The sequence below is a fragment of the Pseudomonas sp. P65(2024) genome, from assembly GCF_057480955.1.
The window spans coordinates 196,993-213,102 of record NZ_JBLIYX010000005.1 but is presented as its reverse complement, the minus strand read 5'-3'; the positions used below and the strand labels follow the sequence as shown (position 1 = coordinate 213,102).

The window sequence follows — 16,110 nt, the reverse complement described above, 5'->3', positions numbered from 1 at the left end:
AGATTCACGGCCATTCCGCTGGCCGCCAGCACGGGGAACCCTGAATGACGCGCAGGCGCGAGCCGCCAGCAGGTCTGCCGGCAAGGCATTCAGGGAGATTCAAGGCAGGCGAAGGCCGCGCCGCACCCGTTGGGTGCAGCCGGCAATCAAGGCTTGTTCAGCGTGTTCGGGTCGCTTAGTAGCGGCCTCTCGGTGTGGCAGAGGGGATCGGCTCGCCGGCGGTCAGCGGCAGGAAGCGATCGCTGGCGGCATCGTAGGCTTCGATCTGGCTGGTTTCGATGTCGTAGATCCAGCCATGGATGTGCAGCTGTCCGGCGGCCAGGCGCGAAGCGACCGACGGATGGGTACGCAGGTGGTGCAGCTGGGCGATGACGTTTTCCTTGGTCACCAACTGCATGCTTTCGTGCTCGCTGCCGCAGGAGCAGTTGTCCTCGATCACGGTCCGCGCCACTTCGGCATGGCGCAACCAGGCGGAAACGGTCGGCATCTTGCTCAGCGACTGTGGGTTGAGCACCGCGCGCATGGCGCCGCAGTCGGAATGACCGCAGACGATGATGTGGTGCACGCCCAGCGCCAGCACCGCGTATTCAATGGCGCTCGACACACCGCCGTTCATCTGGCCATACGGCGGCACGACGTTGCCGACGTTACGGGTGACGAACAGGTCGCCCGGCGAGCTCTGGGTAATCAGCTCAGGCACGATGCGCGAGTCGGCGCAGGTGATGAACATGGCGCGCGGCTTCTGCGCGGTGGCCAGTTTCTTGAACAGCTCTTGCTGCTCGGGGAAGACTTCGGTGTGGAACCGCAGGAAGCCGTCGACGATATGCTTGAGGGCGGCATCGGCGCTTTCGGCGGGTGCGGCCGGGACAACCTTGGATGGGTCCTTGACGGGCATGATTCATCCTCTTGACGGTTTGAAAGTGAATGCCATGTTACCGGGGAAAGATTGGGGTGACGCGGGGATTTAGATGACGCGCACGGGTAAATAATCACAGTCACTGCTGACTCATGACTCACGCTAGCGTAGGAAACTTAACTGAAACTTAATTGCGCAGGCTCTAGAACGGGCGTTCTAGATGAGCGAGGGGAGTGCTGGATAATAGCAAAAAAGCATCAGATGCCAAGGGTCATGAGTGAAATTACAGGGTTGTTTTAGTTGCGCTGATGCAGTGCATGCCGTGCCAGGCGCCTAGCCGCGTGGGAAATGCAGTCAAAAACCCAAGGAGACGCTCTACTGCGAGCTTTCTGACAACATTCATGTCGCTCTTCCGATTTTTTAGAGGCACTTCGCCAGTATAGGATGCGCGTCCTTCGTCACCGCCAGACACGGACCGTCATGCGCCTCCGCAATACCTTGATCCACACCACCTTCCTGGCAGGCCTGATCTTGTGCACGCCATTGCTTGCCGAGCCGCAACGCGCCGAACTGCTGCAGGTCTATCAACACGCCGTCGAACAGGATGCGCGTCTGAGCGCCGCCCGCCACGAGTTCCAGGCACTCAGCGAACGCGTGCCGCAAGCACGGGCGGGGCTGCTGCCAACCCTCAATGCCGGCGCCACCTTCGAAAGCACCCGCCTGCAGCGCGACGAGCCCGCGCTCACCCGTACCCGCAGCGGCATGGTCTACCAGGCCAACCTCAACCAACCGCTGCTGCGCCTGGATCGCTGGTACGCCCTCAAGGCCGCCGAGGCCGGTACGGCGCAGGCCGGCCTGGACCTCGCCGCAAAGGAACAGTCGCTCATCCTGCAAACCGCAGAGGCCTACTTCGATACCCTGCGCGCGCTCGATGCGCTGGCCGCGGCCAAGGCCGAAGCCAAGGCCCTCAAGCGCCAGCAGGAACAGGCCCAGGGACGTCTGGCCAACGGCGCCTCCAGCATCACCGATGTGCTCGATGCCCAGGCAGCCTACGACAACGCCAGCGCCAACCGCCAACTGGCGCAACGCAAGGTCGACGACGCCTTCGAGACGCTGTACCGCCTGACCCGCCAGGACTATGCGCAGATCGCCGGCATCGCCCACCAGCTGCCGGTCCAGGCGCCGGTGCCCAACGATGCCAGCACCTGGGTCGAGCAGGCGGTGCAGAGCAACCTCAGCCTGCTGTCCAGCGGACACGCCGTTGATGCCGCCATGCAGGCCAATCGCCAACGCAAGGCCGGACATGCTCCCACCCTGGATGCCGTCGCGTCCTATCGCAAGGGCGACAACGACCGTTTCGGCTACAGCAACCCGACCGACTTCGGCCGCAACGGCTACCGCGACGACATTGCGCAGGGCACCTTGGGGCTGGAGCTGAACATTCCACTGTACGCAGGTGGATTGACCAACTCGCAGGTCCGTGAGGCAGGCGAACGCCTGGCCCAGAGCGAAGACGAACATGAGGATCGCCGCCGCGAGGTGGTGCTGCAGACCCGCAACCTGCACCGCGCGGTCAACGCCGATGTGGAACAGGTCCAGGCCCGCCAGCAAAGCATCCGCTCCAGCCAGGCGTCGCTCAAGGCCAACCTGGTGGGCAGGGCACTCGGCTCACGCAACACCGCTGATGTGCTCAATGCCGAACGCCAGTTGTACCGCGCCGTGCGCGAATACAACGACGCCCGCTACGACTACATCATCGACTCGCTGAAGCTCAAACAGGCCGCCGGCAGCCTGGCCCCCCAGGACCTGCTTGAGCTGTCCCACTACTTGAGCCGGGACTACGACCCGGATCGCGACTTCCTGCCGCCAGAGGCCAGGCGGCCTGTCGCCGGCTAAACAATCGAATGAAATAACAATCATCTGATGATGGCAAAATGATTACAAAGTTTTGCAAAACTTCGCTAACCTATTGAAATAGGTGGCTTTACCAGGCCATACCAGCCTGCATGGACGCGTTATGAGTGAACACCAAACAGGCACCCCGGACACCGGGCTGATCTGCCTGCTGATGCTGGCCCGTTTCCACAACGTGGCAGCCTCCGGCGAACAGCTGGCCCACGAATTCACCGATGGCCAGCAAGCCTTCACCACCCCGCAAATACTGCTGGCTGCGCGCAAGCTCGGGCTCAAGGCCAAACGCGTCGAGAGCCGCGCAGAGCGCCTGACGCAGACGCCACTGCCGGCGATCGCCGCCGACCGTGAGGGCGGCTTCTTCATCATCGCCCGCATGGACCAGGGCAAGGTGCTGATCCAGGATCCGCGTGCCGAGCGACCCGAGGTCATCGACCTGGCCACCCTCGAGCAACGCTGGAGCGGCGAGTTGCTGCTGATGCGCAGCGAAGCACTGGCCCCCGGCGAATCCTCGCGCTTCGACTTCACCTGGTTCATCCCGGCCATCGTCAAGCACCGCAAGCTGCTCGGCGAAGTGACCCTGGTGTCCTTCGTGCTGCAGATCTTCGCCCTGCTGACACCGCTGTTCTTCCAGGTGGTGATGGACAAGGTGCTGGTGCACCACGGCCTGACCACCCTGGACGTGATCGCCATCGGCCTGCTCGGCATCATGCTGTTCGAAACTGCCTTGAGCGGCCTGCGCAGCTTCGTCTTCGCCCACACCGCCAGCCGCATCGACGTCGAACTGGGCTCACGCCTGTTCCACCACCTGATCCACCTGCCGCTGGCCTACTTCCAGGCGCGCCGGGTCGGCGACTCGGTGGCGCGGGTGCGCGAGCTGGAGAACATCCGCAACTTCCTCACCGGCAACGCCATCACGCTGGTGATGGACGTGTTGTTCTCGGTGGTGTTCATCGCCGTGATGTTCTACTACAGCGGCTGGCTGACCTTGGTGGTGGTGGCTTCGCTGCCGCTCTACGCGCTGGTTTCGCTGCTGATCACACCGGTGCTGCGCCAGCGCCTGCAGGACAGCTTCAACCGTGGCGCCGAGAACCAGGCGTTCCTGGTCGAGACGGTCAACGGCATCGACACCCTCAAGTCGATGGCCGTCGAGCCGCAAGTCCTGCGGCGCTGGGACAACCAGCTGGCGGCCTATGTCGCCGCGGGCTTCAAGACCCAGACCCTGTCGACCCTGGCCAACGAAAGCGTCGGCCTGATCGGCAAGCTGGTGACCGTCGCCACCCTCTGGCTCGGCGCACGCCTGGTGATCGACGGCCAGCTCACGGTCGGCGAGCTGATCGCCTTCAACATGCTGGCCGGGCGCGTGGCCCAGCCGATCATGCGCCTGGCCCAGCTGTGGACCAGCTTCCAGCAGACCGGCGTGTCGGTGCAGCGCCTGGGCGACATCCTCAATACCCGCACCGAACTGTCGTCCTCGGCCCGCAGCGCACTGCCGCCGTTGCAAGGTGGCATCGAGTTCGACCAGGTGCATTTCCGCTACCGTGCCGACGGCTCGGAGATCTTGCGCGGGGTCAGCCTGCGTATCGCGCCGGGCGAAGTGATCGGCGTGGTCGGCCGCTCCGGCTCCGGCAAGAGCACCCTGACCCGCCTGCTGCAGCGGTTGTATGTGCCCGAACGCGGCCGGGTGCTGGTAGACGGCATGGACCTGGCCCTGGCCGATGCCTCTTCGCTGCGCCGGCAGATCGGCGTGGTGCAGCAGGACAACCTGCTGTTCAACCGCAGCATCCGCGAGAACATCGCCCTGGCCGACCCCGGCACCCCGTTGGAAACCGTGATGCAGGCGGCGCGCCTGGCCGGTGCCCACGACTTCATCCTCGAACTCGCCGAAGGCTACGACACGATGGTGGGCGAGCACGGCGCCTCGCTCTCGGGCGGGCAACGCCAGCGCATCGCCATTGCCCGGGCGCTGATCGGCGACCCGCGCATCCTGATCTTCGACGAAGCCACCAGCGCGCTGGACTACGAGTCCGAACGCATCATCCAGCAGAACATGCGTTCGATCTGCCAGGGGCGCACGGTGATCATCATCGCCCACCGCCTGTCCGCCGTGCGCGATGCCAACCGCATCGTCGTGGTGGACCGTGGGCAGATCGTCGAACAAGGCAGCCACGCCGAACTGCTCGCGCACCAGGCCGGGCACTACGCCAGGCTGCACCGCCTGCAACAGGGCTGATCCTCTCACCACCTCATACCAAGGAGAGGCCATGTCCGCCTATTCCAGCCTCTGGCAGCGCTACCGCGAGGCCTGGCAGCACGCCTGGCGCCAACGCAAGGCGCTCGACGCGCCCCTGCGCGCCGCCCACGAAATCGAGTTCCTGCCCGCCGCCCTGGCCCTGCAAGAGCGTCCACCGCACCCGGCGCCGCGGGTGTTCGTCTGGAGCATCATGGGCTTTGCCGCCCTGGCCCTGCTGTGGGCCTGCCTCGGTCATATCGACGTGGTCGCGGTGGCCTCGGGCAAGGTGGTGCCGAGCGGGCGCACCAAGCTGGTCCAGCCCAGCGAGACCGCGGTGGTCAAGGCCATCCACGTCAGCGATGGCCAGCGCGTGAAGGCCGGCGAGTTGCTGCTCGAACTCGACCCGACCACCGCCGACGCCGATGTGCGTCGCAGCGAAAGCGAACTGTTGGCCGCGCGCATCGACGTGGCACGCAGCAGCGCGATGCTCCAGGCCATCGCCAGCGGCCAGCCTCCGCAGGGGCTGCAAGGCGACATCGAGCATGCCGACGCGCTGCAGGTGCAGGATGCCGAACGCTGGCTGCAGGGGCAGTACCAGGAATACCGCAACAACCTCGACCAGGTCGATGCCGAGATCCAGCAGCGCGGCGCCGAGATCCAGGCCGCACAGGTGCAGGTGGCGAGCCTGCGCAAGACCCTGCCGATCGCCACGCAGCTGGCCCGGGACTACCAGAACCTGCTGGAGCAGCAGTACGTGGCCCGCCACGAATACCTCGACAAGGAACAGGCCCGCCTCGACCTGGAGCGCCAGCTGCAGGTGCAGCAAGCCAGCGTGCTGCAGTCGACCGCCGCGCAGTCCGAGGCCCGCCGCCGCCGCGAGGGCGTGGTGGCCCAGGCCCGGCGCAGCCTGCTCGACCTGCAGCAGACCGCCGGGCAGAAAGTCGCCAGCCTGCGCCAGGAACTGGCCAAGGCGCGCTACCAGGAAGCCCGCACGCAACTGCTGGCCCCGGTCGACGGCACCGTCCAGCAGCTGGCGGTGCACACCGTCGGCGGCGTGGTCACCCCGGCCCAGGCGTTGATGGTCATCGTGCCCGGTGACCAGCCGGTGGAGGTCGAGGCACTGCTGGAGAACAAGGACGTCGGCTTCGTCCAGGTCGGGCAGGCAGTCACGGTCAAGGTCGAGACCTTCACCTACACCCGCTACGGCACGGTACAGGGCGAAGTGCTGAGCGTGTCGCGCGACGCCATCGAGGACGAACGCCGCGGGTTGGTGTACAGCAGCCGCATCCGCCTGGCCAGCGACCACCTGCAGGTCAATGGCCAGGCCGTGGCGCTGACGCCGGGCATGGCGGTGAGCGCCGAGATCAAGACCGATCAGCGGACGGTGATCGATTACTTCCTGAGTCCGTTGCAACAGCATGCGCAAGAAAGTTTGCGGGAACGATAACGCTTGAGACCTGGGCTGGCTTATCCAGAATTCGAGCACATCCATTAAACATCCAAGTACGCCGAATATGGCAACCCAGGAATCACTCCAATGACGCCGGCTCGATTAATCCCAATAGTTTTCTTGTATCTGTTTTCCAGTGCCAGCATCGCCTGTACGTTTCGTGACACTCGTAACAATGCCGTCTACGAGTTGAATCTGTCAGAGGCTGAATGCCGTACGATCTCGTATATTGATGGGCCCATCATCCCGATGCGCCTCAGCTATCCGGAAGGTAAAGTCGTTGACTCGGCATGGCGGGGGGAGACCATTCACCTCCTTCTATACCATGTCGACTCGACGCATCGGTTAGATCGCATGCTTGACGGGGCCTCTTACATCCGAAGCATCGGCGACCTGGATGTCTATAAAGACTCGAGCGAAGAATTTTATCTGCTCAGGGGTAGTGATAGCGCGCGCATTGTTATCAAAGAACGCGGCTATACGTGGCTTGCGAAGCGCATGTATAGCGGGGTGTTGATCCAGTATCAATACGACCGCCGACTCACGAACTTTGCAACAATTGACAATCTCATAATGGCTGCGCTCGAGCACATGCTCGGGCGCCAGGGTGAACAATGATTAGGCTCAAGTCATACCGCCGCCCCAGCATTCTAAATCCAGTTTGTTTTTTGCTGGCGGCTTGTCTACCCCTTACTGTTATCGCCGACTGCAGGCCAAACGTGGGTCCTGCGCCGTCCCGCTTGGCGCACCTTGAGCTGAGTGATCAAGAGTGCAGGACACTCGAACGAATGGGATCGCCACAAATTTTTATGACATTGGACTTCCCAACGGGCGAAGTCGTTGAGCAAACCCCGCGTAACCGAAAGATCAGAGTCCGCATTCGTGAGGCCGGTCCATATTTCAATTTGATGGCCGCGTTCGCAACACTTAAGCCAACACGCGAGGAACCTGGCATTACGATATATGGCAGCGATGACGATGCCACCTATCTTCTGACGGGGTCCGACGGTGAAAAATTTTACGTGACAGCCATCGTGGAGACCTGGGTAGCCCATAGGACTTACAAGGGGCTCGACGTGAACTATCAATACAGTCGAAACATAAAAAACTTTAAACAAATGGACGATGCGGTGCTCAAGCTTCTGAACAGAGTTTTCATCAAAACCCAGGAGTAGAAAACACACATAACATGATTAGGCTTCTTTTCGCCGATCAGGGAGCGCGCCAGCGCAAACTCACTCATCTGCGAGAATCCTCTCGTACGCACTCAAATTAAGGTTAAAGGATGAACATGATAAACATGACAGCTGAGCAGCTGTCAGAACTCACACGCCTGCGCGATAGCAAACGCTACCCCGACATGTATCGCTATATGCTCGAGGTCGTGACTGCGCAAAAAACTATCACTCACGATGCTCAAGCGCTAGACGATTTGACTACTGCTCAGACGTGGTTGAATGTAGCTATCAGCGTCAACTCGAATGATGGTCAGTTTCCAAACCAGATGGTCCGCGGGTCAATGCAGTTCGCGGCGGCAAGTAAAGGTAAACCTCTTTCCGACACTGAATTTCAAAAAGGCTCCGATAAGCTCGCCTGGAATATTGCGGACAGTATCATAAAAAATGGTGGTTTCCCCCCGATCAACGACATCATGAAGGATGATCGGGATATGACTGTCGATGCGTTTGGCCTCGAATCATGGCAATGGCCTGGCACCATCGCCGATACCTTCCCCCCTCTGCTGGGAGGTCTCAACCGCGAGGTTTCGACCATCCCGGGCCAAGGCGAAACCTACGCAAAGCACCTCAGGCTCGCTGTCATGCAGAACCTCGCCGGGGTCAGTCGGTACATTTCCAGCTTCACCGAATTGGACATGCTTCCCGCATGGAAATATGCCAATGAGCTAAGGCGCTTCGCTGCGGACAACACCTACAAGATGTTCCAGTGGTTCGGTGCCGGTGACGACACTCCCGTCCAGCCCGATACCAACCAGTCGATCCAGATCCACATCGACGCCTCGCCCAAGCCACAGCAGCACATCCAGGGCGAAGACCAGGCACGCCAGGACGTGAGCAACGGCTATGTGCAGAACGCCGCGACCCACAACGTGTTCGCCCTCGGCGGTATTCTCAACAAGACCGACTTCGCCTCCACGCAGATGGCCAGCCTGACCTCGGGCGGCATCCGCCCTGGCGAAATGCAACTGGACCCGAACGCCCGCCCCAACAGCCACCTGTCGAAGTTCTACCTCGACCAGCCGAGCACCAGCGGTTTCGATTTCAGCCTGCGCAACGCGGTGACCCTCAACGGCCTGTCGGCCATGACCACCCGCAACACCTACGTCGACCCACTGCTGCTCGACCTGGGCGGCGAAGGCGTGCGCATGACCGACCTGAGCGACGCCGTGCTGTTCGACACCGACCACAGCGGCACGCTCAAGCGCAGCGCCTGGGCCGACCGCAAGACCGGCATGCTGGTGATCGACGATGGCAGCGGCCAGGTCAAGGACGTCAGCCAGATGTTCTCCGAGTACTACAAGGGCAAGGCCGGCGTGAACGGTGCGGCCGGCGAGGCCCGTTTCAAGGATGGCTTCGCCGCGCTGGCCAGCGAGGATGGCAACGGCGATGGCATCATCGATGCCCGTGACCCAATCTGGAACCGGCTGCGTGTGTGGGTGGATGCCAGCCATGACGCCCGTGTCGACGGCGGTGAGCTGAAGACCCTGGCCGAACTGGGCATCACCCAGATCAACGTGCGCGCCGCTGGCACGCCGGGCGAGATCCGCGATGGCAGCCGTGTGCTGGCCCGGGGTTCGTTCACGATCGGCGGCGCCAGCCGGGAAGCGCTGGCCGTGGACTTCCTGGGCGACCCGGTAAGCAGCACCACCACCCGCCAGGGCGATGGCATCCGCGTGGTATCAAACAGCGACGGCGCCACCACCATCGCCTACAGCAGCACCAGCAACCAGGGCGAACAGCTGGACGCTACGACCCTTGGGGTGAACAACCTGTATGGCGGCAGCGGCAACGACCAACTCACTGCTACGGCCAGCGGCAGCTGGCTGGTCGGCGGTGCTGGCAGCAATACCTACATCGGTGGTGCCGGCGACGATGTCTTTGTCATCAGCGCCAGCGACGACCCACAGAACATCCACGGCAACGGTGGCCGCGACACGGCGCTGATCGTTGGAGACCAGGGCGTAGAGCTGAACATGGCCAAGGCCGGGCTGACCATTGCCCAGGGCGGTCGCGGCGACGATGTGATCCGTAGCGGCGGTGGCGCCGGCGTGTTCATCAAGGGTGGGGAGGGCAGTGCCACCCTGATCGGCGGCGCCGGCAACGATGTACTGGTCGGCGGTAGCGGCCACAACACGCTCATCGGCGGCAGTGGCAAGGCGGTGATCTATGCAGGGCCCAACGGCGACCTGATCTACGCGTCCGCAGGCGGCAGCATCATCCACGCCGGTGGCGGCAACGATGTCATCCACGGCGGTGCGGCCGACGATGTGATCGAGGTCGGTCACGGCAACGCACAGATCGACGGCGGTGGCGGCACCAACCTGGTCACCCTGCACGGCAAGTACGGTGAGTACCGCATCACCCATACCAGCAACGGCTACCAGGTAGCCGACAACGTGACCGGTCGCGACGGTACCGTGCAACTGCGCAATATCCAGAAGCTCAACTTCGCCGATATTTCCGCCGTCGACCTGTCCAACCCCAACGCCATGCCGGTGGCCGATGTGCTGCGCCTGGACAAGGACGGCCAGCGTTTCGACCGCCAGCGCACGCACCTGATCGCCGCCTCCAGCCTGCTGGCTAACGACCTGCTGCTCGACAGCAAGGGCGGCCTGCGCATCGACAACGTCGGCGATGCCACCGGCGGCTCGGTCAGCCTCACCGCCCAAGGTGACGTGCTGTTCACCCCGCTGGCCGGCTACACCGGCATGATGGGTTTCAAGTACGGCATCATCGACGCCCAGGGCAACAAGTCGGCCTCGGTGGTCGACCTGGGCAGCGGCCAGACCGCGCCGATGCGCGCCAGCGTGACCCTGCTCGACGCCGGCATGCCAAACGACCCGCTGGCCGCGCAGCAGTGGTACCTGAGCGACACCAACGTGCTGCCGGTATGGCAGGACTACACCGGCAAGGGCGTGCGCATCGCCATGTTCGAACCGGGCGGCGAGTTCGCCACGGCGCCGGAAATCTTCGACATCCAGCACCCGGACCTGGCCGCCAACGTCGACCAGGCCTGGCTCAAGACCCAGCGCGACAAGGGCGTGCTGCCAGAGCTGGCCTCCAACCACGCGACCATGGTCGCCGGGGTGATGGTGGCCGGGCGCAACGACCAGGGCGGCGTGGGCGTGGCCTATGACGCCAAGCTCAGCGGTTTCTACCTGGCCAACAAGGGCGACGACCTGACTGGCCTGGGCAACATGGTCAACTATGACGTCGCCAACCACAGCTGGGGCTTCCAGAACGACTTCGCCATCAGCAACCTACAGAACGGCGCCATCGACACCGCCAGCGCCCTGGCGGCAAACGCCCGCTATGCCGCGCACAACGGTCGCGGTGGCCTGGGCACGGTGATCGTCACCGCCGGCGGCAACCAGCGCGCCCACGGCGGCAGCGCCCAAGGCTCGCTGACCAACAACAACCGCTTCTCGATCGAGGTCGGGGCGATCAACGCCCAGGGCGACCTGTCGACCCTGCAGATCGGTTCGACGCCGTTCTCCAACCCCGGCGCCAGCCTGCTGGTCTCGGCCCCGGGCAGCAACGTGCTGTCCACCAGCCGCCTGGTGGAGACCGAGCGCGGCTCGACCTTCGGCAACGACTACACGAGCATGCAAGGCACCAGCTTCGCCGCGCCGATCGTCTCCGGCGTGGCCGCGCTGATGCTCGAAGCCAACCCCAACCTGGGCTACCGCGACGTGCAGCAGATCCTTGCGCTGTCGGCCCGCCGGGTCAACGACAGTGCCACCCGCTGGGACGACAACGGCGCGCGCAACTGGAACGGCGGCGGCATGCACACCAGCCACGACTACGGCTTCGGCGAAGTGGACGCCCGCGCGGCCGTACGCCTGGCCGAAAGCTGGATGACCCGCAGCACCGGTGCCGACGAAAGCGTGTTCAGCGCCAGCAGCGGCGCCCTGGGCAAGACCCTGAGCGGCGGTGGCAGCCTGAGCACCTCGCTGCAGATGGACGCCGGGCTGAACGTCGAGCACGTGGAGATCGACCTGGACGCCAGCGTCGGCCGCCTCGGCGACCTGACCGTCACCCTGGTCTCGCCCGATGGCACCCGCAGCATCCTGCTCGACCGCACCGGCAAGGTGCCGCAGGGGATGGCCGGCGCCAGCGACGCCGACATGGGCAGCACGCGCTCCGGGCCCTTCAAGTACAGCTTCATGAGCACCCGTGACTGGGGCGAACGCTCGGCCGGCACCTGGACCCTCGAGGTCAAGGACGCCAGCAACGGCCAACCGGTGACCCTCAACAACTGGGCCCTGCGCCTGTATGGCAGCAAGGCCGGTGCGGACGACACCTACTTCTACACCGACGAGTACCTCAAGGCGGTGCAGGGCCAGGCCAGCCGCGGCGTGCTGGATGACGCCGGCAACGGCACCGCGGGCGGGCGCAATACGCTCAACGCAGCGGCGGTCAGCGGTGATGTCCAAGTCAACCTGGCCACCGGCGTGGCCAGCATCGGCGGCGCGGCGCTGACCTTGCGCAACCCGAACGGCGTGCACAACCTCATCAGCGGTGACGGCAACGACACCCTGGTGGCCGGCAACGCCGATGCCCTGCTCGACGGTGGCCGAGGCAACAACAGCCTGACCGGCGGCAACGGCAAGGACTTCTTCGTGGTCCATCGCCGCGAGGGCGGCCAGGACACCGTGCACCGCTTCGAAGCGGCAAAAGGGGAGGTCATCGACCTGGTCGGTTTCACTGGCAAGACCTTCGCCGACCTGACCCTGCAGCAGCAGGGCGCGGATGTCCGCGTCGACCTGGGCAACGGCCAGCACATCCTGCTGAGCGGACAGTCGCTGGGCAACATCAGCGCGGCGAACTTCCAGTTCCAGGACCGCTTCGTCGCCCCGGCCAACTATGTCGACAGTAGCCGACCAAACGTGGACACCGGCACCGTCGCCGGCACCGTGGTGCTCAGCGGCGGTGGCGAGGGCGTAAGCTTCAGCAGCGGCGCCGACGGCCAACTGATCGCCGCGCTGGCGGGCAAGGTGTACAGCCACGACAGCGCCACCTCGGACCGCTTCATCATCAGTCACCAGCTCAATGCCAGTGACTACCACAATGCCTTGCGCGGCTTCCGTCATGGCATCGACAAGATCGACCTGAGCCAGGTCGGTGTCACCCGTTTCGAAGAGCTGAGCATCGTCCAGAAGAACCGCGGCACCATCAATGGCCTGTCGCAGATCCATGGCGTTGAACTGAGCACCAACGTGCTGCGCGGCGCGAATCAGCCGGTCAACCTGGCTTACCTCGACGCCATCGAAGTGGCCCAGCTCGATGCCGGCGACTTCATCTTCGCCAGCGCCCATCTGCCGGTGGAAACCGGCCAGCCCCCGCTGCCGCCGACCCGCCTGCCGGGGATCGACCTGTCGCTGCCGGACCGGGTCAAGCCCATCGAGATCCCCGACCGGCTCACGCCGATCGTCGAGCGTCCCGACATCAAGATTCCCGATGTCCGGGTTCCGGACTTCAGCATTCCGGATCACCGGATCCCGGATCTGAACGACCTGCTCAATCGCGGCACGGACGACTGGCGCAAGCGCTTCGATGACCATCCGGGCGTACCGACGCGGCCTGTCGAGATTCCTGACATCCGGCCATCGCCCATCGAGATCCCGGAAATCAGAATCCCTGACCGACCTACGGTCGACCTGCGTCCAAGTACCGATATCAACTCGATCCTCGAAGAAGCGAGGCGTCGACACGAGCAGATCATGGAGGAAAGCAACCGCCGCACGGACGAATTGCTCAAGCCGACCGGACCTGTCGAAATCCCCGACTTTCGGCCAACGCTCATCGAAATCGCTGATCGACCTGCGGTCGACCTGCACACAAGCACTGATGTCGACTCGATCGTCGAAGAAGCAAGGCGCCGGCACAAGCAGATCATGGAGGAGGTCCACAACGACCGGTTCGAGCACAAGCCGGTGACACTGCCGGACATCAATGCCAGCGACTACCTCAAACACCCCACGTCCTCCGACGCCACCCCGGCATCGAAGCCACAGGCCAGCACCTCACCAGCGCAGGCCTATCAGTTGATCGTCGCCGGTCAGGCCTGGAGCGCTGGCTCCTTGAGCGGGCTATTCGGCATGGCGCTCAAGGACCAGGCACCGGTTTACCAGGTCAGCCTTGCCGACGGCTCGCCGCTGCCAGCCTGGATGAGCTTCGACTCGGCTCAGGCGTCGCTGGCAGGGATACCTGAGGCCGGTCTCGCCGGCACCTTCGATATCAAGGTGAATGCCGGCAGCCAAACTAGTGCCGTGCTGCACCTGATGGTCCAACCGACGGTGATGACCGTGCCGATGTTCAGCAGCGTCACCCTGGCAGACGACCAGTACGCGGTGAACCTAAGCAATTCGTTCACCAAGGTCACCGCCAGCGGCGGCCGTCATCTGGCACTGCTCGGCAGCGGGGCCAAAGCCACCCTGCTGGGCAGGGACGACCAGCAGGTCTTTGCCACTGGCTCGCGGGCAGAGGTAACCCTGGGTGATGGTAACAACACGGTCAAGGGAGGGGTCGGCACGCTGGTAGCCGGTCATGGTGACAACCTCATCGAAACGACCGGATCGTCTACCAACCTCACGCTGGGCAACGGCCACAACACCATCAAGGGTAGTCTCGACAAGCTGGTGGCCGGCAATGGCGACAACTTCATCGAAACCACCGGCTCATCCGCCGACGTCACGCTGGGCGATGGCCGCAATACCATCAACGGCAGGCTCGACAAACTGGTTGCCGGTAATGGCGACAACCATGTCGAAAGCTCGGGCTCGTTCGCCGAGATCACCCTGGGCAATGGCGGCAACTCGATCAAAGGCGAATTCCGCAAGCTGGTGGTCGGCGATGGCGACAACCGCATCGAGACGTCATCGTCGTTCACCAAGATCAAGCTGGGCAAAGGCCACAACAACGTCGTGGTCGAAGGCAGCATGGCCGATGTGGAAGTCGGTGAAGGTCATACCGAGGTTGCATTCCGGGGTTCCATGAGCACCTTGAACTTCGGCAAGCCCGTACTGCCCGAACAGCTGTGGTTCCAGCACCAGGGCGATGACCTGCTGATCAGCCGTATCGGCAGTGCGCAGCAGGTCACCCTGCATGACTGGTATGCCAGCTCGCCAGCCCGGGTCCGCGACATCGTTGCCGGTAACGGTCAGCACTTGTCGGACCGCAATGTCGAGCAACTGGTCCAGGCCATGGCGGCGTTCGCGCCGCCCGGCGCGGCTGCTACCAGCTTCGACGCGGCGCAGGCGCAAGCCTTGCAGCCGGTCCTCGCCGCCAACTGGCGCTAACGCCTGGCACCTGGAGGCTTGCGAGCCTCCAGGTGACGGCATCCTGATCAAAACAACGCCATCTGCCCGCCCGGCGGGCAGAATGCGCTGCAGTCCAGCGCCAACACCTCCCGCCCTTCGAACCCCAGCCGCCTGGCCGCCTTGCGAAAGCGCTGCGCCAGCAATTCGGCGAACACGCCTTCACCGCGCATCCGCGCACCGAAGCGGCTGTCATACAACTCGCCCCCCCGGCTCTGGCGAATCAGGCTCAGCACATGCGCGGCCCGCTGTGGGTAGTGATCCTGCAGCCACTGCTCGAACAACGGTGCGACCTCCAGCGGTAGGCGCAGCATCATGTAAGCCGCGCTCTGCGCACCGGCTTCCTTCGCCGCCTCCAGCAGGTGCTCCAGCTCACTGTCGTTGATCATCGGGATCATCGGCGAACACAGCACGCCCACGGGAACGCCGGCCTCACGCAGCACGCGGATCGTCCGCAGGCGCGCCTTGGGTGCGGCCGCACGGGGTTCGAGGGTGCGCTTTAGCTCATCGTCGAGAGTGGTGAGGCTGATCATTACCCGCACCAGACGCTGGCTGGCCAGTTCGCTGATCAGATCAAGGTCGCGCAGTATCAGCGAGCCCTTGGTGACGATGGTCACCGGGTGGCGGTAGCGCAGTAGCACTTCGAGCAAGCGTCTGGTGAGCTGATGCTCGCGCTCGATGGGCTGGTAGGGATCGGTGTTGGAACCCAGATTGATTGGCGCACATACGTAACCGGGCTTGCTCAATTGCTGTTCAAGTATCTCGGCGGCATTGGTCTTGGCAATCAGCTTGGTTTCGAAATCGAGGCCGGGGGAGAGGTCCCAGTAGGCATGGCTAGGACGGGCGTAGCAGTAGATGCAGCCGTGCTCGCAACCGCGGTAGGGGTTGATGGAGCGGTCGAAGGGCAGGTCGGGGGAGGTGTTGCGGGCGATGATGGTCTTGGCCGTCTCGATCCGCACCTCGGTGCCCTGGGTGAGTGGGACTTCCTGGTACCAGCCATCGTCCTCGACCACTGAAACGCTCGGGGCGAAGCGGTTGTGGGGGTTATCGGCGGTGCCGCGGCCACGAATGGGGGCTGGTTTCATGATGAGAACCCGGATTAC

Annotated in this window: 8 protein-coding genes; 6 read left to right on the top strand and 2 right to left on the bottom strand. The window is 63.7% G+C overall.

The window, feature by feature from the left end; all coding sequences use genetic code 11:
• Nucleotides 1–175: 175 nt before the first annotated feature.
• Nucleotides 176–895, bottom strand: coding sequence for a carbonic anhydrase (locus AC25MA_RS10020; protein WP_028688698.1), 720 nt, complete (start codon nucleotides 893–895; stop codon nucleotides 176–178).
• A gap of 441 nt (nucleotides 896–1,336) precedes the next feature.
• Between AC25MA_RS10020 and AC25MA_RS10015 the strand changes: the two genes are divergently transcribed.
• The 6 genes from AC25MA_RS10015 to AC25MA_RS09990 all read left to right on the top strand — a co-directional run bounded on the left by AC25MA_RS10015 (nucleotide 1,337) and on the right by AC25MA_RS09990 (nucleotide 14,989).
• On the top strand, nucleotides 1,337–2,752 hold the full coding sequence (locus AC25MA_RS10015) for a TolC family outer membrane protein (RefSeq protein ID WP_486971990.1): 1,416 nt from the start codon (nucleotides 1,337–1,339) through the stop codon (nucleotides 2,750–2,752).
• A gap of 121 nt (nucleotides 2,753–2,873) precedes the next feature.
• The gene (locus AC25MA_RS10010; RefSeq protein ID WP_486971989.1) at nucleotides 2,874–5,000 is read left to right on the top strand and encodes a type I secretion system permease/ATPase; all 2,127 of its coding nucleotides are present in this window, start codon (nucleotides 2,874–2,876) and stop codon (nucleotides 4,998–5,000) included.
• 31 nt (nucleotides 5,001–5,031) lie between these two features.
• The gene (locus AC25MA_RS10005; protein ID WP_069015946.1) at nucleotides 5,032–6,447 is read left to right on the top strand and encodes an HlyD family type I secretion periplasmic adaptor subunit; all 1,416 of its coding nucleotides are present in this window, start codon (nucleotides 5,032–5,034) and stop codon (nucleotides 6,445–6,447) included.
• 90 nt (nucleotides 6,448–6,537) lie between these two features.
• Nucleotides 6,538–7,068 (top strand): hypothetical protein, encoded by a 531-nt coding sequence (locus AC25MA_RS10000; protein ID WP_028688702.1) that lies wholly within the window; start codon nucleotides 6,538–6,540, stop codon nucleotides 7,066–7,068.
• Between the two features lie 170 nt (nucleotides 7,069–7,238).
• Complete coding sequence (locus AC25MA_RS09995; RefSeq protein WP_028688703.1) at nucleotides 7,239–7,625, top strand: hypothetical protein; 387 nt, start codon at nucleotides 7,239–7,241, stop codon at nucleotides 7,623–7,625.
• Nucleotides 7,626–8,269: 644 nt separating this feature from the next.
• Nucleotides 8,270–14,989 (top strand): S8 family serine peptidase, encoded by a 6,720-nt coding sequence (locus AC25MA_RS09990; protein ID WP_486971988.1) that lies wholly within the window; start codon nucleotides 8,270–8,272, stop codon nucleotides 14,987–14,989.
• A gap of 47 nt (nucleotides 14,990–15,036) precedes the next feature.
• On the opposite strand, the gene AC25MA_RS09985 is transcribed toward AC25MA_RS09990, so the two are convergent.
• Nucleotides 15,037–16,092 (bottom strand): PA0069 family radical SAM protein, encoded by a 1,056-nt coding sequence (locus tag AC25MA_RS09985; RefSeq protein WP_486971987.1) that lies wholly within the window; start codon nucleotides 16,090–16,092, stop codon nucleotides 15,037–15,039.
• Nucleotides 16,093–16,110 lie beyond the last annotated feature (18 nt).

Excerpts from the sequence above, each read along its gene's own strand:
- AC25MA_RS10020 (WP_028688698.1), bottom strand. The coding sequence starts at position 895 with ATGCCCGTCAAGGACCCATCCAAGGTTGTCCCGGCCGCACCCGCCGAA.
- AC25MA_RS09995 (WP_028688703.1), top strand. The coding sequence starts at position 7,239 with ATGGGATCGCCACAAATTTTTATGACATTGGACTTCCCAACGGGCGAA.
- AC25MA_RS10015 (WP_486971990.1), top strand. The coding sequence starts at position 1,337 with ATGCGCCTCCGCAATACCTTGATCCACACCACCTTCCTGGCAGGCCTG.
- AC25MA_RS10000 (WP_028688702.1), top strand. The coding sequence starts at position 6,538 with ATGACGCCGGCTCGATTAATCCCAATAGTTTTCTTGTATCTGTTTTCC.
- AC25MA_RS09990 (WP_486971988.1), top strand. The coding sequence starts at position 8,270 with ATGCAGAACCTCGCCGGGGTCAGTCGGTACATTTCCAGCTTCACCGAA.
- AC25MA_RS09985 (WP_486971987.1), bottom strand. The coding sequence starts at position 16,092 with ATGAAACCAGCCCCCATTCGTGGCCGCGGCACCGCCGATAACCCCCAC.
- AC25MA_RS10010 (WP_486971989.1), top strand. The coding sequence starts at position 2,874 with ATGAGTGAACACCAAACAGGCACCCCGGACACCGGGCTGATCTGCCTG.
- AC25MA_RS10005 (WP_069015946.1), top strand. The coding sequence starts at position 5,032 with ATGTCCGCCTATTCCAGCCTCTGGCAGCGCTACCGCGAGGCCTGGCAG.